The 16,943-nt window shown below is 59.0% G+C and carries 12 protein-coding genes; 4 read left to right on the forward strand and 8 right to left on the reverse strand.

The features are described 5' to 3' along the window. Positions 1–780 (forward strand): iron-containing alcohol dehydrogenase (locus KUV26_RS22015; protein ID WP_222510039.1); only part of this gene is annotated, 780 nt, incomplete at its 5' end. A gap of 146 nt (positions 781–926) precedes the next feature. Here KUV26_RS22015 and KUV26_RS22020 read toward each other — a convergent pair. The 3 genes from KUV26_RS22020 to KUV26_RS22030 form a co-directional block, all read right to left on the reverse strand. Further along, positions 927–1,535, reverse strand: a complete 609-nt coding sequence (locus tag KUV26_RS22020) for an HAD family hydrolase (RefSeq protein ID WP_222510040.1) — start codon at positions 1,533–1,535, stop codon at positions 927–929. Between the two features lie 76 nt (positions 1,536–1,611). Continuing rightward, on the reverse strand, positions 1,612–2,544 hold the full coding sequence (locus KUV26_RS22025) for a choline/ethanolamine kinase family protein (protein WP_261400061.1): 933 nt from the start codon (positions 2,542–2,544) through the stop codon (positions 1,612–1,614). Between the two features lie 11 nt (positions 2,545–2,555). Next, positions 2,556–4,979 carry an FAD-dependent oxidoreductase gene (locus KUV26_RS22030; protein WP_222510041.1) on the reverse strand — a complete coding sequence of 808 codons (2,424 nt, stop codon included), beginning with the start codon at positions 4,977–4,979 and terminating at the stop codon, positions 2,556–2,558. Positions 4,980–5,129: 150 nt separating this feature from the next. Between KUV26_RS22030 and KUV26_RS22035 the strand changes: the two genes are divergently transcribed. Then, positions 5,130–5,921, forward strand: coding sequence for a DeoR/GlpR family DNA-binding transcription regulator (locus KUV26_RS22035; RefSeq protein WP_222510042.1), 792 nt, complete (start codon positions 5,130–5,132; stop codon positions 5,919–5,921). Between the two features lie 26 nt (positions 5,922–5,947). Here the strand turns inward: KUV26_RS22035 and KUV26_RS22040 are convergent, their stop codons facing one another. The 5 genes from KUV26_RS22040 to KUV26_RS22060 all read right to left on the reverse strand — a co-directional run bounded on the left by KUV26_RS22040 (position 5,948) and on the right by KUV26_RS22060 (position 13,241). Continuing rightward, complete coding sequence (locus KUV26_RS22040; RefSeq protein WP_222510043.1) at positions 5,948–6,670, reverse strand: response regulator; 723 nt, start codon at positions 6,668–6,670, stop codon at positions 5,948–5,950. Between the two features lie 92 nt (positions 6,671–6,762). Then, a complete protein-coding gene (locus tag KUV26_RS22045) occupies positions 6,763–9,129 on the reverse strand; it encodes a DUF1989 domain-containing protein (RefSeq protein ID WP_222510044.1) in 2,367 nt (788 codons plus the stop codon). 34 nt (positions 9,130–9,163) lie between these two features. Further along, on the reverse strand, positions 9,164–11,167 hold the full coding sequence (locus tag KUV26_RS22050) for an ABC transporter permease (RefSeq protein ID WP_222510045.1): 2,004 nt from the start codon (positions 11,165–11,167) through the stop codon (positions 9,164–9,166). A 3-nt stretch (positions 11,168–11,170) separates the two neighbouring features. Further along, positions 11,171–12,193 (reverse strand): glycine betaine/L-proline ABC transporter ATP-binding protein, encoded by a 1,023-nt coding sequence (locus tag KUV26_RS22055; RefSeq protein WP_222510046.1) that lies wholly within the window; start codon positions 12,191–12,193, stop codon positions 11,171–11,173. Positions 12,194–12,269: 76 nt separating this feature from the next. Beyond that, positions 12,270–13,241, reverse strand: coding sequence for an ABC transporter substrate-binding protein (locus KUV26_RS22060; protein ID WP_261400063.1), 972 nt, complete (start codon positions 13,239–13,241; stop codon positions 12,270–12,272). A gap of 541 nt (positions 13,242–13,782) precedes the next feature. On the opposite strand from KUV26_RS22060, the gene KUV26_RS22065 reads away from it, so the two are divergent. Both KUV26_RS22065 and KUV26_RS22070 read left to right on the forward strand, forming a co-directional pair. Then, positions 13,783–14,319 (forward strand): substrate-binding periplasmic protein, encoded by a 537-nt coding sequence (locus tag KUV26_RS22065; RefSeq protein WP_409996957.1) that lies wholly within the window; start codon positions 13,783–13,785, stop codon positions 14,317–14,319. A gap of 1 nt (position 14,320) precedes the next feature. Continuing rightward, positions 14,321–16,591, forward strand: a complete 2,271-nt coding sequence (locus KUV26_RS22070) for an ATP-binding protein (protein ID WP_222510048.1) — start codon at positions 14,321–14,323, stop codon at positions 16,589–16,591. The last annotated feature ends 352 nt before the right edge of the window (positions 16,592–16,943 follow it).

Here is a 16,943-nt window from a genome sequence, read left to right on the forward strand (position 1 = left end):
GATATCGGCGACTGGTGGACCCGCGCCGATGCCGATGCCATCGCGCCGATCATCGCGGTGCCGACCACCGCAGGCACGGGTTCCGAAGTCGGCCGCGCCTCGGTGATCACCGACAGCGTCACCCACCAGAAGAAGATTATCTTCCACCCCAAGGTGCTGCCCGCAGTGGTCATTTGCGATCCCGAGCTGACGGTCGGCATGCCCAAGTTCATCACTGCAGGCACCGGACTGGATGCATTTGCTCATTGCGTCGAGGCGTTCAGCAGCCCCCATTATCACCCGATGTCCCAAGGCATTGCGCTGGAGGGCATGCGCCTGGTCAAGGACTATTTGCCGCGCGCCTATGCCGACGGCACTGATATCGAGGCCCGCGCCCAGATGATGTCGGCGGCTGCAATGGGCGCCACTGCCTTCCAGAAGGGCCTCGGCGCGATCCACGCGATGAGCCACCCGGTCGGCGCGCATTTCAACACCCACCACGGCACCACCAACGCGGTCTGCATGCCCGCGGTGCTGGAGTTCAATGCCGCTGCGATTGCGGACCGGTTCAACATGGCCGCGGCATACTTGGGCATTGAAGGCGGCTTCGACGGCTTCCGCAGCTATGTGCAGGAGCTGAACGTTTCCCTGGGTATCCCGCGCGGGCTGGGCGAACTGGGTGTCACCGCCGATGCGATCCCCGAGCTGGTCAAGGGGGCCATCATCGACCCCTCCTGCGGCGGCAACCCCATCGAACTCAACGAGGAAAACCTCGCACAGCTGTTCAAGGCCGCGATGTAGAATTTTCCCCGACTTCTCCAGCGGGGTCACCCGCTGGAGGCTTTTTGTCTCAGGATCGAACCGGACCTTCCACAGTCAAGGCCCCAGAAGGGGCATCTTTTCCAAGATCCTTCTGCGAGCTTGCATCGTTCCGGACCCGCTGTTTCTCACAGAGCTTCCAGGATACCGACAATGCGACCGGGAGTGTCGGCAATAAAGTCCGCTCCGGCCTTGCGAAGCACATCCGGGGCCTGCCATCCCCAGGCCACCGCTACCGACGGAATACCCGCCTGTTTCGCAGCAGAAATGTCGCTGACCCCATCGCCCACCATGCAGATGACAGGCTCAAGCGCCTCTCGTTGCAGGGCCTTCAGCTTCCCGGCCTTGCCGCCCGGAATATCCCGCGAAAGTATTACGGACACATGCTCATAGCAGCCGTGAAACCGGAGGAATGGCTCTATGGTGCTGCGGGGCGACGCAGACAGGATGCAGAGCGCGCCGTTCGACGCCACTTGACGCAAAGTTTCAGCCATGCCCGGAAACACCGGTGCAATCTCCTGGCAGTTTTCGAGATAACTGCAGGCATCCGCTGCAAAGGCCCGGGTGTCGAGGCCCAGTTCCGCAGCCAGCCCTTCAAAACTGACCTGTTCCAGACCGGTAAACGGGTTTTCCGCAAGCGGGCGGGTACAGCCTTGCTGCCTGGCTGCGTGGATGCAGGCCCTTGTGCAAATTCCAAGCGAGTCTGCGATAACACCGTCGAAGTCAAAAACGACCAAGATATTCCCCTAAGGCTTAAGGCTAGCCTGCGTGCTGCGCAGCATGCGGGCTGCAAGTTAAAGACGGAGCTGTTGGTTATTCAGCAGCAACGGCGGCCAGATGGTCCGCAAAGGAGGGCGCAAGCATAAGGGTCTTGCAGCGCGCAAATCGGTTGGTGGCATAGGCCCAGAAGTCCTCCGCCGGGTTGCCGTCCGCGTGCTGGATCAGCCCCCAGAGTGTCCAAAGCAGATCGCACATCGCTTTGTAGATCACCATTCGCCCGTAATGTGCAGCACCCGGTGGGGAGCCGAGATAGGCTGTCAGCATCTCCCGTTCCTGGGCCTCGGTCATGCCTGCCTCAACTGACAGATCGCCCAGATCCCACAGCGCATCATTCATGCCTGAGTATTCGAAATCGACAATCCACATCCGGTCGCCGTTATCCAGGAAGTTCTCGCAAAGCGGGTCGCAGTGGCTGGGCACCAGCTTGCCGGGCCTAGCCTTGAGCAGTTCCCTGATCGGAGCCGCTTCGGCGACCACCTCGGCATAGCCTTCGGGAAGACTGGCGTCTTTGGCGGCCAGCACCTCCATATAGCCGCTGATCATCGAAAACAGCTCGAAGCGGAACTTGAACGGGGCCGGCGCATCATGCAATTGCCGCAGAGCCCTTCCCGCCCGCGCCGCCGCCCCCGGGCGTTCGGCAAACAATTCCGGGGTCATGGTGGCAATTTCCGGAATGCACTGGCTGATCATTACACCGGTTGCAGGATCCGCCCACAGGACCACTGGCCCAACCCCGGCGTCTGCTGCAACCTGCGCGTTATGAATCTCCACAGAGCGGTCGATATACTCTTCGGTGCCTTCTCCGGGAATACGCACGATCACTGCCTGCGGCCCGCCTTCCACGCGGTAGACCAGATTCGTCAAACCTCCCAGGCGCTGCACCTGAAGTTCCGTTGCATCACGGTCTACAAACCCCTTAAGATTTTGCAACGCTTCGGTAATCCGGGTGACATGTTCCATATTCATTGCGGCCTCCCTCAGGCTTTCAGGCGGTCATTGGCGGGGTCAAAAAGCGGCCCGTCCACCCTGCGCAGCGCGCGGTGTTCGCCGAACAGTTCAAGCTCAAAGTCCCTTTCCCCGGCCAATTCCGTCGGAAGATAGCCGTAGACAATCGTCTTTCCGGCTGTGGGGCCATAGCCGCCGCTGCAGGCAAGCGATACCGCGGCCCCTTGATGGAGGATCGTCTCACCGCCGGTCATCGGCAGCCGCTCCTCCGCTGCAAAGGTACAGAGACGCAGGCTGGTCCCCTGTGCTTTCTGCCGTTCCAGAACCGGGCGGCCCAGGAAATCTCCTTTGGACTTCAGATGCACGCGGGCAGCGAGACCGGCCTCGACAGGTGAATAATCTGGAGTGATATCAGCGCTCCAGTACACATAGCCTTTCTCCAGCCGCAGCGACTCGATGGCCCGGTAGCCGAGATCGCGGATGCCGTGATCCTGCCCGGCCTGCCACAGCAGGTCATAGACATGCAGGGCGAATTCCGTCGGAATATGAAGCTCCCAGCCCAGCTCACCGGTATAGCCGATCCGGGCTGCGCGCACCTTGGCGGCGCCCAGCGTGATCTGTTGCGCGGTCGCAAAGGGAAAGGCCCCGTTGGACACATCTTCCTCCGCAACCGCCTGCAGCACTTCCCGCGACTTGGGACCGCAGATATTGATCACCGCGCGGGCCGAGGTCATCTCAATCAGCTGCGCCGATCCATCCTTGGGCAGGTGGCGGCGGATCCAGTCGGCATCATGCACCCCGAACCCAGCGCCCGTCACGATGTAGAAATGATCGCGCCCCAGCCGAGTGACTGTGATGTCCGCCTCGGTGCCGCCTTTCTCGTTGCAAAGCTGCGTGTAAATCACCGCGCCGTCCGGCTTGTCCATGTTGGATACTGCGAGGTTCTGAATGGCAGCCAATGCCCCGGGGCCGATCAACTCGAATTTGGAGAAGCTGGACTGGTCGATCAGCACAACGCCTTCCCGTGCGGCCTTGTGTTCCTGTTCAGCAAACACCTTCCAGCCCGGGTTCAGGAAATCCAGCTGGTCCACCGGCTCGACGCCTTCGGGGGCGAACCACAGCGGGCGCTCCCAGCCGTTCTTCGATCCGAACACCGCGCCATGCTGCTTCAGCCGGTCATGCAGCGGCGACAATCGAAGGTTTCTGGCGGTCTCCGCCTCTTGGCCCGGATAGCGCATCTTGTAGTGATGCGCATAATGCTCCACCGCCCGGGGATAAATGAAAGCGCGGGTGGAGTGGTGCGGGCTGAAGCGGCGCACATCCAGCGGCCACAGATCCAGGCTCGGCCGGCCCTCCAGTATCCATTCCGCAATGATTTCCCCGGCGCCACCGCCAGCGGCAATGCCATACAGGAAGCCGGTCGACAGCATCAGGTTCTTCAGTTCGGGCGCCCAGCCCATGACGAAATCGCCATCTGCGGAATAGGGGATCGGGCCATTGATGACCTGGCGGATTCCGACCTCGTTGACGACCGGCGTGACCTGGCCGGCCAGCTCCGCCAGCGGGGCAAACCTGTCCAGATTGTCCGGCAGCAACTGACGCACGAACTCACCCGGGATGCCGTTGTCGCCAAAGGGCAGCGTCCCCTCTTCATAACCGCCGATCACCAGCTGCCCGCCGGCGTCCGGCTTGTAATAGACCAGCCGCTCCGGATCGCGCAGTGTCGGCAGACCTTTGACCAGCTCCGGCTGGGGCAGCGGTTCGGTCACGATGTACTGGTGCTCGACCGCGCAGGCAGGGACAACAACACCCAGTTTCGCGGCCAGTTCCCGGCTCCACATTCCCGTGGCCAGAATAACGGTTTCGGCTTCGTAGTCTCCCTCGGACGTCATCACCCTGGAAATGCGGCAGCCCTTCAGCTCGAAATCCTCGACCTTGACGCCTTGGCGGATTTGCGCGCCGTGCATGCGGGCCCCAGCCGCAATCGCCTGGCAGAGGCTGGCGGGATCCACATGGCCGTCCGAAGGAATGAACGCGGCTCCTTCCAGCCCTTCCGCATCGATATAGGGGAACAGCTCCTTGGCTTCGGCTGCTGTGATGATCTCCATTTCCAGATCGAAGCTTCGCGCCATCGTTGCCAGCCGCCTGGCTTCCAGCAACCGCTCCTCGGTTGCGGCCAGGCGCAGGCTGCCCACTTTCTTCCAGTCGAACTCCATGCCGGTCTCGCTGGCCAGCCGGTCATAAAGCGCCACCGAGCGTTTCAGCATCCGGGTGGTATTGCGCGAGGAGCGCAGCTGCCCGACCAGGCCGGCCGCGTGCCAGGTGGCGCCTTCCGTCAGGGACGCTTTTTCCAGCAAAACGACGTCTTTCTCGCCTGCCCGGGCCAGATGATAGGCGATGGAGCATCCGATGATACCGCCGCCAATGATGAGATGCTTGGCTGAGTGAGTGGTCATGACGTTTCCCTGTTGCAAGATCGTTGGCGAAATCAAATCCCTCCAATCAACATAAATCAACACTTTTGTTGCTATTTTGTTGAAATTTGTCGGTTGATTGCGAGAAAAACTGACCCTAACCTCCAACAGGCAACATAAAAGCGTCAAAAAATGTCGAAATACGAGCAAGACATACTCAACACCGTGAACCTGCACGGGCGGGTTTCCGTCATGGACCTGGCCCGGATTCTGCAGGTTTCGGATCAGACCGTGCGGCGGATCGTGAAGCCCATGGTCGAAGACGGGCGCCTCTCCAAGGTGCATGGCGCGCTGGTCAGCACCCAGAATGTGCTGGACCCTCCCTTCATGGCGCGCATGACCCAGAACCGGGCAGCGAAGGTTGCGATTGCCAATGCGGTTGCTGAACGGATCCCCGACGGCTGCGCCATCGCCATCGACACCGGCTCCACCTCTGGCTTCATTGCCCAGGCGCTGCGGACGCGCAAAAACCTCACCGTGGTAACCAATTCGGCATTCATCGCTGCCACGCTGTCGATGGAGGAAGGAAACCGAGTGTTCATGGCGGGCACACAGCTGCGCAATCACGACGGTGCCGCATTCGACCGGGCCGCCTATGATGTGATTGCCAGTGTTTCTGTGCAGACTGCGGTGCTTTCTGCCTCGCTGGTCCATCCGGCCAGGGGGTTCATGGTTTATGACCAGTGCGAAGCGGACATGGCTGGGGCAATGAAGGAAATTGCCGAGCAAACCATCATGGCTGTTGATTCAACAAAATTCAACGAAGCCAGCACCAGTCCAGCGCTGCGTTTGCCGGAGCTTACGGCAAACGACCTAATTGTCACCGACCGGCGGCCGCCGCCGGCGTTCCGCGCTCTGCCTGGGCAGGCGGATCTGCTGATCGCAGATGTACAGGGCGTCCCTGTGGGTGACAACCGCCATTGAAGAGCATCCAAGTACCGATGCCTATGTCAATTCCGGCCCGCCGCGCCCGGAACCTGCTCGCCGCATAATACATACCCGACATTGCGGACGGTCTTGAGCGCAACCGGCACCGCAGGATCCGGCTCTATTTTCTGGCGCAGCCGGTATACGAGGACATCTATACTGCGATCGAAAATCTCATCGCCGCTTACCCTGCTGAAATCTATAAGCTCCTGGCGGGACATCGGAACGTTCATGTTCTGGCACAACGCGTGCAGAAGATTGAATTCATTGTTGGACAGACCAGTCTCCGTGCCGCCCGGGCTGATCAGTTTCCTGCCGATGATTTTGAGGGTCCAGCCGTTGAAACCATACTCTTCCTGAATGCTACCACCATCCGGCCCTGGCGGCTGTGCATCAGGAGACGAGCGGCGCAGGATTGCCCGAACTCGCGCCAAAAGTTCTCGTGGGCTAAACGGCTTTGTTACATAGTCGTCGGCCCCCAGTTCAAGGCCGACAATTCGGTCCGCTTCGTCACTGACACCGGTGAGCATGATGACAGGCGTCTCGGTGCTCTTGCGGAATTTCTGCAGGAAGACAAGCCCGTTTTCATCGGGCAGTTTCAGGTCAAGCACCAGAAGATCCACCTCGCCGCTGCGCAGGTATTCACGCGCCTCAGCGCAGGTGGGAAAGCCCCTGACCCGGAACCCCTGATCCTCCAAATAGTCGCTCAGCAGCCCGCAGATACCGGGGTCATCGTCAACTATCATGATCGTTTTCGGGTTAGACGCCATTACACTCACATCTAGGAAGAGTACCGATTATTGATGACTTCTCTCCCGCTGGCAACCGCAGCCCGTTGTCATGACCGCACCCGCTTTCTTTCGGGGTCATAGAACGGCACAGGCACAATGCACGCCTTCAGGCGCTTCTGGTGCCCATCAAGCTTGCCGATTTCAACACAGCTGCCCGCAGCTGCGTAATCCTTTTCGATCCGGCACAGCGCGATTGTCTTCTTCAGGACCGGCGAACGCGTGCAGCTGGTCACCACCCCGATCTGCGCGCGCCCTGAGAAAAGCAGATCACCGTGTTCGGCCAGTTCATTGCCATCCAGTTCCAGTCCTGCCAGCTTAAACCGCCCCTGCTCTTTGCGGCGCTGCAATGCCAGCTTCCCGGCGAAATCATCGGTTTTTGATTTTAAGGGAACCGTGAAGCCGATACCCGCCTCAAACGGGTCAATCGTGTCATCGAACTCATAGTGTCCCATGACCAGTCCGGCCTCAATCCGCACCATCTGCAAGGCATCGGTGCCAAACGGCGCAATGCCGAACTCTGCCCCGGCCTCGGCAATGGCATCCCAGACGGCCGGCGCATCGGCGTGATGGCAAAACACCTCATACCCCAGCTCGCCGGTATAGCCGGTGCGCGACACCACCAGCGGGATGCCGTCAAACCCATGCAGCCGGGCAATCGAGAACCGGAAACATCCCAGGTCCGCCAACGGGGTTTCGCAGTCCCGTGTCCAGATAATCTTCTCCAGAGCCTTGCGGCTGAACGGGCCTTGCACCGCAAGATTGGCTAGCTGCTCGGTCGACGGTTTCACCCAGGCCTTGAAGTTTTCTCTCGCGGCAAGCTCGCGCAGCCGGACCCCGCAATAATCTTCGGCACACACCCAGCGGAACAGATCCTCTCCCATCCGGAACAGGGTTCCATCGTCGATCATGCCACCGGTCTCGTGGCACATCGCGGTATATACGACTTCCCCCACCGAAAGTTTGCGGACATTGCGGGTCACCGCCAGGTTCATCAGCTTTTCCGCATCCGGCCCGGTGACCTCAAACTTCCGCAGGGAGGACAGATCCATCATGACAACCTTCTCACGGCAGGCATGATATTCGCCGACAGTGCCGTGGTTCCGATAACTGGCCGGCAGCCAGACACCGCCGAAATCGCTGTAGTCCCCTGTCAGAGCTGAAGTCCGGCTGTGAAAAGGCGATTGGCGTGTCAGAGTTGGTTTTGCTTCGGGTGTCATTCTTACCGCCACGGATTTGGAGAAGATTTCTTTAGCGCTGTAGGTGCGGACATGGATGTCGGTCGGGTTCCACCCGTTCGCTGGGTCTAGGTCATTCGGGCAAGAGGTGGAGAGGCATACGCAATCGGTCAGGGCGCGCAGCAGCACGTAGTCGCCGGGCCGCGACCAGGCCTCGTCGAACGACAGCGCGTTGTCATGCTCAGTCCGGGAGTTGAAGAAGAAGTTCACCGCCTCCCATCCGGCCCGCGGCGCGACATCATAGGCGGCCAGACGCTGGTTAATATTGTCAGTGCAATTGACATGGCCCGGGTAACCCAGTTCCTCATAGAACCGCGCAAAACAGGCGAGTCCGAAGGTATCATGCCGCCCGACCGTGTCGCGGATGACTTCGAACATCGGCTCCTGGTCCACATTGAAGAACTTGGAGTGCAGCCCCGGTGCGGGATAAGCAGCCCCCATCAGCGAGCGTGTCGTGGTGTGGTGAATGTCCAGCTCGCGCCCCCGGTCGAGCCCCCGTAGCGTCAGCGCCTGGAAGTCGGAGCACTGCCGGCCGGATACGTCAATAATCTGAATGAAGTCTCCGGCTTTGACTTCATAGCTTACAGCGGAGGAGTGGGGAACATGGATGTCCTGCAGCGGATCAGCCAGCGGGTCAGGCAGTTTGCGCAGCAGGGACTTCTCCGGATTGGCCCGCTTGATAAGAACTTCTACACGGGCCGGCGCATGGTCTCCGGCAACACTCATAGCCATGCTTGGAGCTGCGATCAGGCAATACCCGTCTTCCGCAACTGTGAAGCCGTGGCGGACCCCGGGAAGCGGCTGATCCTCAAATAACCGAACCGCCGACCGGCCCACCGGATCATATTTCCTGCGCTTCATGAAACTGCGGAGAGAGGCAAGAGCTTCACCGCTATAGAATTGTGTGCCCGTGCCCAGTTCAAAGACCACTGTCCCGGACTGCCCTTCAATCTCCTTGATGCCATGAGAATCCCGGCGCCCGTCCGAGGTAAGAAAAAGAAGATCGCAAACCTGTCCGCCCTCGATTGCAACGATGTGCAAGGTATCGCCCGCAAAGACCTGGTAAGCAGAGAGTGACCTGGACGCGATTTCATCGCGTTCGATCCCCTGTTGCCACAGGGAAATCCCCGGTTCGACAAGGTGTTTCCACCGGCTGGTGTTCACTGTGTGAATGCCCATGATTTAGCTCCGTAATTCTTGTGCGACATGCCTTTCAGCCCGTGAGGCCAAGCGCTTCACTGCGCTTGCGGCTCCATGTGCGCAGGATCCGGTCGGCGGTGATGCCGAGGCTGGCGATGCAAAGGCCCGCGATCAAGCCGCGCCCGGTATCGCCGTCCGACAGTGCCCGGGCGATCTGCTGACCCAGGTCCTTGGTGCCGACGAGCGCTGCAATCGCGACCATGAACAGCCCCATCATGATGGTCTGGTTGATCCCCAGCATGATTTCCGGAAGCGCCAGCGGCAGCTCGACCTTCCACAGCAATTGCCGCTTGGTGCAGCCAATTGCCTCGGCCGCTTCCTTGGTTTGTGCCGAAACCCTACGCAGGCCTAGGTTCGTGTATCGGATCATCGGCACAGTGGCATAGGCAATGACCGCCGTGATAGCCGCCACGTCACCGACCTTGAACAGCATGACTACAGGGATGAGGTAAACAAAGGACGGGAAGGTCTGAAGCGTATCGCAGATCAGCAGGATGAAACTTGACAGCCGTTCGTTGCGCGAGGCGAGCAGCCCGATTGGCAGGCCGATCAGAATGCTGACAACCACTGCCATGGCGATCATGTAAAGCGTGATCATGGTTGGAACCCAGAACCCGGTGATCAGCGGGAAGGCAGCCAGCGTTGCAACCGTTGCAGCCAGTTTCCCACCTCCGATGCGGTAACCAGTCATAGCAACGAGGGCGATGACAACGGGCCAGGGCAGCCAGAGCAGCGCATTACGGCTGGGAATGAGGACATAACTCAGCAGAAAGTTCTTGAACGCCTGCAGCCCATCATACCACTCGTCCGAAACGTAGATGACGACAGCATCCCAAAATGGTGCTGAAGTCACTGTATAGGCCGCCGGATAAAGGTGTAGCCCATCTGCAAAGGGCGCGGCAGCAACAGTTGCCGCGCACAGCACAACGCCAAAAAGAAGGATGCCCCGGCGGCGTTTCTGTTCACCCCGCTTATAGGGATCATAGCGCGAGGCCGCCAAGCTGAGCCGGTCCAGAGCGACGGCTAGCACGACAATGGCGGCACCAAGCTCCAAAGCGGTCCCGAGCTTCAGGGAATTCAGAGCGATCAGCAGGTCATGGCCCAGTCCGGACGCCCCTATGAGGGAGGCGATAACTACCATTGCCAGGGTCTGCATGATGACCTGGTTGAGGCCCAGCAGCAGCGTTGCTGCGGCGGCAGGGAAACGCACCTTGCTGAGAAGCTGCCACTTTGTGCAGCCTGCCATCCGGCCGCATTCGATCAGTTCTGGCGACACCGACCGCAGCCCGACCAATGTGCAGCGGATCATCGGCGGAGCAGCAAAGATTACGGTGGCAATCAACGCAGGCACCTGGCCGAACCCGAACAGCACGACAATGGGGGCAAGGTAGGCAAAATGCGGTGTGCTCTGCATCACATCCAGCACAGGTGAAAGCCCCCGCTCCAGCCGTGGCGCCCCGGCCAGCACAACGCCCGCGGCCATGCCCATCAACGCGGCAAACGGGACAATGACCAGCACCAGCGAAAACGTGTTCATCGCGGGTTCCCAGACGCCGAAGACCGCCAGAAAGGTGAAGCACCCAAGTAGAATTGCAGCCAGCCGCCAACTCCCAAGAAGCAGCCCAGCAAGAGAGAAGATCAGCGTTACCGTAACCCAGGGCAGCGGCAGCAGCGGCACGCCGCCAAAGCCGGAGACCAGCAAGCCTTCTGTGAAGGCGAGAGGCCATTCCAGTACCTGCGAAACGGCGCGGGTCAGGTCGCGGAAAGTAAAAAGCCCGAAATCCGCTTTATAGCCGAGCCAGTCAAAGAAAGCGGAAATATACCTGCTGATAGGCATGACCCAGGACTCCGGGTAATCACGTGCCCAGACGAAGAGATTGTTCATGAGGTAGCCAGCGGCAATCACAGCCGCAGCGGCCAGCGCCAGCCGCATACAGCGCAGGCCTATTGCATAGGTCAAAGAATTCCCGCCTGCGCCGCCAGAGGACCGGGCGGCATTGGTGTCAACGGTAGTCATAGTTCAGTTTCCTCTGAAGACGGCAGACAAAAGGCGTTCCTTGGTGAGGACGCCTGCAGGCAGGTTGTCCCTATTGAGAACCACACGGCTTTCGCCATCCGTCAGCATTTGTGGAATAATCTCGGACAATTTCTGACTTGCGCGGACATGCTGGGCTGGCAGCACGTCCGGCAAGTTCGGATCGGCAATTGCACCGGCCGATAGGACGTCTTCCTTCGGTGCATCGGCGCCGAATTTCGCAACATAACTGTCAGCCGGGCGGGCAACGATCATTTCCGGCGTATCCAGTTGGACAATCCGGCCGTCCCGCATGATGGCAATGCGGTCTGCCAGCCGGAGCGCCTCTGAGAAGTCATGCGTGATGAAGATGATAGTTTTCCGAAGACTCTGCTGAAGCTTGAGAAACTCGTCCTGCAACTCGCGCCGGATCAACGGATCAAGCGCAGAGAAAGGTTCGTCTAGGAACCAGATTTCAGGATCGGTAGTCAAAGAGCGCGCGATGCCGACACGCTGTTTCTGTCCCCCTGACAGTTCACGCGGATAGAAGTCCTCCTTGCCGTCCAATCCGACAAGCGTCAGGTATTTTCTGGCACATGCGTTTCTTTCCTCTTGCGGAACACCTTGGATTTCCAGTGGAAACGCGACATTCTCCAGCGTTGTACGGTGCGGAAGCAGCCCGAAATGCTGAAACACCATGCCCAGTTTTTTGCGGCGCAAATCGATGTGCTCTCGCTTGCTCAGTTGCAGAAGGTCGCGGTTTTCGAATTCCAGTTGCCCTTCAGTAGGTTCGATCAGACGCGTGAGGCATCGGATCAAGGTCGACTTGCCGGATCCGCTCAGTCCCATGATTACCAGGATTTCCCCTTCGAGGACGTCAAAGGAAACATCCTGAACCGCGCCCACATGCTTGGTCGCCGCATAATCGCCGGGACCAGGTGTATGCCCGTGCTGCCTCAAAAATCCCCGGGGATCAGGGCCGAAAACTTTCCACAATCCGCGGCATGATATTTTTGCTGTGTTGCCCATCCCGGACCCGTTCTTTCCTGTTTAGCAATAAAAGGCCGGGCAACGTGAGCTGCCCGGCCCGGCTTTCAGGTTCGGATCAGTTCAACCAAGCGTTCCAGACGTTTTCGTTTTCCTTGATCCACTGCTCTGCGGCTTCTTCCGGCTTCAACCCGTCCACATCGACCATGGCCGCCGCCTGGGCGATATGCTCGTTAGTGAAATTGACGTTCTGGATGATTTCGTATGCTCCAGGCCATTCTTCTTCCATTCCCGACCAAACCCCTTTCTTGAGCCAACCGGCCCGCGGATTGCCGCAGTCATGAGTCAGCTCGGGATTTGTACCCCAGGAGGGATCAGTTTCGCATTTGGCGTCATGCTCGGGGAATTCGATAAACTTGCCGTCGTAGCGTGCTTCAACCCAGTTCGGGGTCCAGTTGAACAGCACGATCGGTTCTTCGCGCCGGTATGCAGCGTCGAGTTCCGCCCAAAGCGTCGAGGCTTGGCCTGCGTTGACCACTTCGAAATCCATTCCCAGCGCTTCAATCCGCTCGGGGTCAGGTTTTTCCCAATCGATCGGGCCCCCCAGGTAACGGCCCTTGGGCGCAGTTTCCGGGGTGGCAAAGGCTTCGGCACATTTGTTCAGCGCCTCGTAATCCGGCAAGCCGGGACATGTCTTTTCCATATAGGCCGGGTACCACCAGTCTTCGCGCGTAACAGCATCGTGGCTTCCCGCGTCGATCATCCGGCCCGCATCGAGCTGGCGCTGGAACGACGTCCGGTGCGTGCCTTCCCAGACCTCGACCTGAACATGCATGTCGCCATTGCCGATGGCCACAAACTGCAGCTGATTGTCGGCAGGCTTGTACTCGACATTGTAGCCAGCCTTTTCCAAAAGAGCGCCGGTAATTCGTGACAGCACAAGCTGACTGGTCCAGTTGTTCTCGACGATTTTGATCGGCTCCGCCGAGTCGGCATAGGCGGGAGACATCGTTGCGAGCGCTGTCGATCCCATCAGAATGCCGCACAAAATGCCCTTCCTCATTACGCGTTGTGTCATCAGTTTGAACATGGCTTCCTCTCTGTCGTTTTGTGTTCGATGGCGGCCATTCTTTTAACCGAGGCCGTTGCCCCTCATTTCACTTGGCCGCGGCGTTCAGTTCTATTGAAATCGGATTTCGAAATATTTCAGTTGAAACAATGTCGGCGGAATGAGTTGGCGGATGCCGGGAAGGAAGGCTAGCCTCTGTGCATACCGCAACCGCGGTGCTTAGAAGGCTGCCTTTGCCGACTGGAACCAAGTGCCGCTTGCCACAGGCATTGCAAATGCCGTCCCACCTATTTGCCAGGAGGCCTAGATAGATCAGACGAGTCCAAACCCTCTAATCCGGATTATGCACAGCATAACAATCGTTGCTGCAGCTGTCCTGCCCTTGCCCGCACTTGCGGATGTCATCACCATACGCAGCAACGAATGGTGCCCCTACAATTGCGAAACCGGAAGTGAGCAGCCCGGCTACATGGTCGAGGTGCTGACAGAGGCCTTTGCGTCCTCTGGCCATACAATTAATTATGAGAACCGCCCTCGGAACCGTGCCTTACGGGAATCCCGGATGGGTATGTTCGACGCCCTCGTCGGCGCAGTACCGCAAGGTGTAGCGCGCTATGTCATTCCCGCCACGCCGCTGGCAAAGGTGCAGCCCGTTATCGCGGTACGCGCGGCAAGCGATTTCAGTTACCAAGGGGTTGAATCCTTTGAAGGCATTCTTGTCAGTGCCCAACATGGCTATAATTTCACCGACGAAATAGACGAGTACCTGGTCCGGCATGCAAACGACCTGCGGCGGGTGGATATTGTCTTCCAGAGCAATGCCGGGGCGCTGGGGCTGCAGAAACTGATTGCAGGTCGCATTGACGCCCTGCTTGGACATAAGGCGGTGCTCAACTACCTCGCCAGCCGGCAAGGGGTGTCGGAGCAGATTCGGCTCATAGAAGTCGGCGCCCCAGTTGAAGTCTATGTGGCGTTCTCGCCAGCGGCACGGCACTCCCAGCGCTATGCAGCTCTGTTTGACATCGGCATGTCGCACCTGATGCGCAGCGGCCGTCTGGAAGCATTACGCCGCAAATACGGCCTGGAGCGGGAACCCTGACATGATCAAGCAGCTTGCCCGCAGGACCGGAACGTTTTTCGCTGGTTTTTCACTGCAATCGTCTTTGTTTTTGGTGCTTGTGATCGGCCTGACCGTTCCGATTTCCCTGCTGGCCTTTCATACCCACAACGAACGGAAAGAGACGCTGCTGAATGAGCTTCGCCAGCACCTAAGCGAAGTCACGGATGTTCTGGCTTCTGGGCTGGTTTCATCGACCTGGAACTTGGACGCCGAAGCAGCGCGGCCGCTACTGAATGCCGTCATGAGTGATGAGCGCGTCGTGGACATCACAGTCTACACGGAGCTTATTCCGCGTTTCCTTCAAGCCAGCGAACCGTCCCGGCGCAGCAAGGTCGGCAGGCCCCTGCTGATGCAGAAAGCCATCTACCGGGGCGATGAGAAGATCGCCTTTGTGGTCGTCGAGATGAGCACAGCAAGGATGGAGGCCGTTTTGGAAGCCGAGGAGCAGCGGATTCTGCTGGCGGCGGTAGCGCAGTTTGCAGTGAGCCTTCTTGTGATCCTGTTCTTTCTGCAGCGCAATGTCATCCGCCCGCTGCGGTCGCTCGCGATGAGTGCGCAATCGGTGGCCGAAGGCGTCCTCGGCTCCAAGGTCGACACTTCCGGCTGGGGCGAGGTCGGCAGGCTCGGCAGTTCCTTCGATGCCATGCGGCGTGCGCTGAAGGACTATTTTGCCCAGGTTGAGGCCCAGCGGCAGGAGTTGCAGGAAAGCGAAGCGCTGAAACGTGCGGTGATCGACAGCACGCTGGATTGCCTGGTCACGATTTCCGATACAGGCAAGATCGTCCAGTTCAACCCAGCGGCCGAGAAAACTTTTGCAGTTTCTAAAGAGGACGCTGTCGGCGAGCCGTTCCAGAACGTGATCTGGCTGGATGGAAAGATGCCTGAGGCCACAGCTACTTTTGACAGTTTCATGAAAAGATTTTCGGATGGCATGGTTGGCCAGCGCAAGGAGGTGGATCTGGTTTCACCGCAACGACCAGCTTTTCCGGCCGAAGCAACCATTTCCAGCGTCAGGACGGGCCAGGAGAACTTCTATGTCTTGCAGCTACGGGACATCTCCCACCGAAAAGCCATGCAGCGGGAAAAGGACCTGCTGGAACGGCAACTGGCGCAATCCCAGAAAATGGAGGCCATCGGCACGATGGCCGGCGGGATCGCGCATGATTTCAACAATATTCTTGGCATTGCCATCGGGGCCGCCGAAATCGCCTCTGATTTGATACCGCCCGAAAGCAGCGCCCAGAAATACGTCGCCCGCACACTTGAGGCCGGCACGCGGGGACGGGCGCTGGTCAAGCAGATTCTCAGCTTCTCCAGCCCTTCCAGCAAGCACCGCAGCGGTGTTCTAGCCGTAGAACTTGCTGGCACCTGCATAGACCAGTTCCGGGAAACGGCACCCTCCGCAACAACCGTCGAATTCACCAATCTTGCCGGTTCGCTGGCCATCTACGCTGACCCTGTCCAAATCAGCCAGGTTGTGACCAACATCCTTTTGAATGCCGCCGACGCCATGCCAGATGGCGGGCAAATCAATGTGATCCTGTCACACTGCACCGGCGGGGATGAAGCCGGGCCAACTCTGTCTAGTCACGCCGATCTGCTGAAACTCACCATCTCGGACACTGGTTGCGGCATGGATGAAGAAACTGCAGAACGGATTTTCGATGGTTTTTTTACGACCAAGGGCACCGGGCACGGGCTGGGTCTCACCCTGGCGCATAGCATCGTCACCAGCCACGGCGGCCATCTTTGCGTCAGCAGTGCGCCAGGAAGCGGAAGCTGCTTCAGCATTTACCTGCCAGTTTACCGCGGTGCGCTGCCTGCCTCCCCCCGTGCCGAGGAACATACGCCCGGCGCCGCGGTCCGCAGGTTCCGGACCGTCATGCTTGTCGACGACGAACAGAAGCTGATCGACCTTACCGAACACTCTCTGGTCAGGCTGTTCGCTGAAGTCGAGACATTTTCAGACCCCGGCGCAGCATGGCAGCACTTCAAGCGCTGCCCGGAAAAATATGAGCTGCTCATGACGGACTACTCGATGCCGGGAATGACCGGTGTTCAGCTGGCCGCCAAGGTCCGCGCCGCTCGCCCGGAAATACCTGTGATAATTTACAGCGGTATGAAAACGCCTGAAGTCCATGACCAGGCCAGAAAGCTGAAGATAGATGCTGTTCTCACCAAACCTTTTTTCCGTGGTGAGCTGATTGAAACCGTGCAGCGCATTTGCAGACACAAGGCCAGAGCGCGCTGAAATTCGGTTTTTTCTTTCCGCCGTTTGGCAATAAACTCTGAAAGCCGCCCCCAAATTCGCAACATATAGTTTTCTGTCATTTAGATGTTCACACCGAGCTCACCTTTGCCCGCGTCATGCTTCTTCGGAAAATGTGCCGCGAACAGACGGTTTGAAATCCGCCCGCCGGTGCGGCATCCAATGACCGCTCTGATGAAGCCTGCTGCGCTGCCGACAATCTCGCGCTGCGGAAGCGAGGTATTTCTGCATCAGCAATAGCGGCGTGAGCAAAAGGCGGTTATGTCCGGCGTCTGAGTTGTCGGATCAAGCTGCGGCGAATTGACAGTTTCGGTCTCAGCCAAATTCGCGCTGT

Origin of the sequence: Leisingera daeponensis, assembly GCF_019801465.1 — a bacterium.
Lineage (GTDB): Bacteria > Pseudomonadota > Alphaproteobacteria > Rhodobacterales > Rhodobacteraceae > Leisingera > Leisingera daeponensis_A.

Bases quoted from the DNA above. Each gene is read 5' to 3' on its own strand.
- KUV26_RS22025 (WP_261400061.1), bottom strand. From the start codon at position 2,544: ATGAATATGGAACATGTCACCCGGATTACCGAAGCGTTGCAAAATCTT.
- KUV26_RS22030 (WP_222510041.1), bottom strand. From the start codon at position 4,979: ATGACCACTCACTCAGCCAAGCATCTCATCATTGGCGGCGGTATCATC.
- KUV26_RS22035 (WP_222510042.1), top strand. From the start codon at position 5,130: ATGTCGAAATACGAGCAAGACATACTCAACACCGTGAACCTGCACGGG.
- KUV26_RS22040 (WP_222510043.1), bottom strand. From the start codon at position 6,670: ATGATAGTTGACGATGACCCCGGTATCTGCGGGCTGCTGAGCGACTAT.
- KUV26_RS22045 (WP_222510044.1), bottom strand. From the start codon at position 9,129: ATGGGCATTCACACAGTGAACACCAGCCGGTGGAAACACCTTGTCGAA.
- KUV26_RS22050 (WP_222510045.1), bottom strand. From the start codon at position 11,167: ATGACTACCGTTGACACCAATGCCGCCCGGTCCTCTGGCGGCGCAGGC.
- KUV26_RS22055 (WP_222510046.1), bottom strand. From the start codon at position 12,193: ATGGGCAACACAGCAAAAATATCATGCCGCGGATTGTGGAAAGTTTTC.
- KUV26_RS22060 (WP_261400063.1), bottom strand. From the start codon at position 13,241: ATGTTCAAACTGATGACACAACGCGTAATGAGGAAGGGCATTTTGTGC.
- KUV26_RS22065 (WP_409996957.1), top strand. From the start codon at position 13,783: ATGGGTATGTTCGACGCCCTCGTCGGCGCAGTACCGCAAGGTGTAGCG.
- KUV26_RS22070 (WP_222510048.1), top strand. From the start codon at position 14,321: ATGATCAAGCAGCTTGCCCGCAGGACCGGAACGTTTTTCGCTGGTTTT.